This is a genomic window from Vreelandella salicampi (genome assembly GCF_013415105.1).
Classification (GTDB): domain Bacteria; phylum Pseudomonadota; class Gammaproteobacteria; order Pseudomonadales; family Halomonadaceae; genus Vreelandella; species Vreelandella salicampi.
This window is the reverse complement of record NZ_JACCDF010000036.1, coordinates 1-2,274: the sequence shown is the minus strand read 5'-3', so window position 1 is coordinate 2,274 and position 2,274 is coordinate 1. Positions and strand designations below refer to the sequence as shown.

The 2,274-nt window shown below is 45.5% G+C and carries 2 protein-coding genes and 1 pseudogene; 2 read left to right on the top strand and 1 reads right to left on the bottom strand.

The genetic code is table 11. The features are described from left to right. Nucleotides 1-125: 125 nt before the first annotated feature. Nucleotides 126-428, top strand: a pseudogene (locus HZS81_RS17875) (PIN domain-containing protein); the annotation flags it as partial. A gap of 226 nt (nucleotides 429-654) precedes the next feature. Here the strand turns inward: HZS81_RS17875 and HZS81_RS17870 are convergent. Then, nucleotides 655-1,524 carry a LysR family transcriptional regulator gene (locus HZS81_RS17870; RefSeq protein ID WP_179931875.1) on the bottom strand — a complete coding sequence of 290 codons (870 nt, stop codon included), beginning with the start codon at nucleotides 1,522-1,524 and terminating at the stop codon, nucleotides 655-657. A 44-nt stretch (nucleotides 1,525-1,568) separates the two neighbouring features. Here HZS81_RS17870 and HZS81_RS17865 point away from each other — a divergent pair, with 44 nt between their 5' ends. Then, nucleotides 1,569-2,171, top strand: coding sequence for an MFS transporter (locus tag HZS81_RS17865; RefSeq protein WP_179931874.1), 603 nt, complete (start codon nucleotides 1,569-1,571; stop codon nucleotides 2,169-2,171). Nucleotides 2,172-2,274 lie beyond the last annotated feature (103 nt).

Below are 2,274 nucleotides of genomic sequence, written 5' to 3'. Positions count from 1 at the left end.
ACGATATCTTCAATCTGTGCCCAGCCGTCATCAGAGATTTCGTAACGTCCGACCATTTTTTTCCCTATGCTGCTTTTGCATAGGTAAAATTAGCAGATAAGGCTTTTCGTACAAAACCTAGTGTCACGCTTGCAGAGTTATTATTTGGTATTGCAGCGCTGCCCAACGGGAAGCGTAAGGATAGGTTGAGCGAGGCGTTGGACGGTCTGATGGAGCTGTTCAGAGGGCGGATTTTGTCTTTTGACGTTGACGCCGCACGCCATTATGCAGAGCTCGCCGTGACAGCCAGAACCGCCGGGCGTGGATTTCCTGTGCCGGATGGCTACATTGCGGCTATTGCCGTATCACAAGGCTATCGAGTCGCCTCCCGTGATATGGCACCGTTTGAGGCGGCGAATGTGGGCGTCATTAATCCTTTTGAAGCCTAGCTCAACCAATCAGCCAATGCCTGGGGTGGTGACCCGCCCTTTATCGCCGAGGTGGGATAGCAACTTGACTGCCTTTTGGCCGAAAAAGCAGCCACTCAATCAGATAGGTCGGCGATTTCTAAAAAATATACGGGACGGGGTGCTATCAGTTGAGCACGGCCCATAATGGTTTTGCTGCAGCGTAAGATAGACCCACCAACCAATCTTATCACGGCGAATGGTAAAGTTATTCAGCATGGTCTTTGCAGCGAGCCCGCACATAGTTAAGAAACTCGGTAACTGTTTGCGAGGTTCTTAAATCGGTATGCATCAATCCCCACATGGTCGTACTCAATTCAGGGATAATAGGGCTGATTCTTTTGATTCCTGCCCCTTCTTTTTCTAGATAAGTCGGTAATACCGCTGCATAGTCGTAATTGGCGACCATAAAGTAATCCATAAGAATCGAGTTGCTTTTTAATAGTCTGCCTGTAAGCAGGTTGTTTTTTGAAAACCATTCGCTGAGCAGTGGGTAATGCATTTCGGTATTAGGTGCAATCCACGGAATACCTTCCTCTAGCCAATCTGTGAACCGACTTTGCTGTGAAACATAGACAGCTTGGTTAATAGGCAGAATCTTTTTGCCAATAAGTGTTTCATTCGGGTTGACCACGGGGCGAAACGCAATATCCGCGTCACGAGCTTCAAGGCTCATGAGTTTATTGCTAACAATGACGCTTATGTTCAGTTCTTTGTATTTGCAATTGAAATCGTGAATGATGTTGCCCAACAGGCCATACATTAATGTGTCTGTAGTAGTAACGGTTAGGTTGCCGGATAATGTTTCTTTGGCAGAGTAAAGTTTTCGCTGGGCATAAAGAACTTGTTTTTCTATTTCCTTTGCGCTTCTCACCAGCTCTAAACCAGCGAGTGTTGGCACATAAGCATTGTTTTCACGATGGAATAGCTTTACCCCACACCTGCTCTCAATCTCTGCGAGGCGCCTGTATATTGTAGGTTGACTGACATGTAGTTTGCTCGCTGCGTTCTTGAGCACTTTTTCTTCAGCAATTGCCAGCACAACTTTAAAATCGTCCCATTTTAGATTCTCAATCATGAAAAACTCATTCTCATTAATGATAATTTACATGCTAGTCATGAGTGGATAATATTTCAATAAATTCATTAACAGAATTTAATGTTGCTATGAGTGAAATGCAGAGAACTGTTCCAGTGATATCTTCACAGCAGAAATTCAACGCTATTCTGGTTGCTGCTTTATGCGTTATCACTGCCGGCAGTTATGTAACCCTATCAGGCTTGTTGACGTCACAGCTAATTGAAGAGCTCGGCTGGTCGTCCCTCAATACAACCTTTGGCATCACCGTCAATATGATCCTTTATGGTGCGACAGCGCCATTCGCCATTCATTTGATGGAAAAATACGGAATCAAAAAAATTGTCATACTAAGTCTTGTGACACTTTGTGCAGGTGCATTGGTGTGCACAATAAATTCAAAAATAATCTTCAATCTTGCCTGGGGTATTTTAGTGGGGCTGGGGTGCGGCGCTTTGACGATGTCATTTGGTGCGCTCTTTGCTCGTTCCTGGTTCGAGAAAACGGGCCTGCCGACAGGTATATTGACGGCTTCTTCGGTTACCGGTCAATTTGTATTACTCCCCATGTGGGCAAAACTAGCCAATGAGTTTGGCTGGCGAGCGCCGTTAATCGGCTGCATTGTCTTAACCCCGGCTTATTCATGAGGCCGACTTAAAAACGAAGATGGCGAGCGGTTTTCTCTTGTAGAATCAATATGTTCCTGGCAGAACACGATTCAAGAGGACCACTCGCCATGGGTGAAACTGT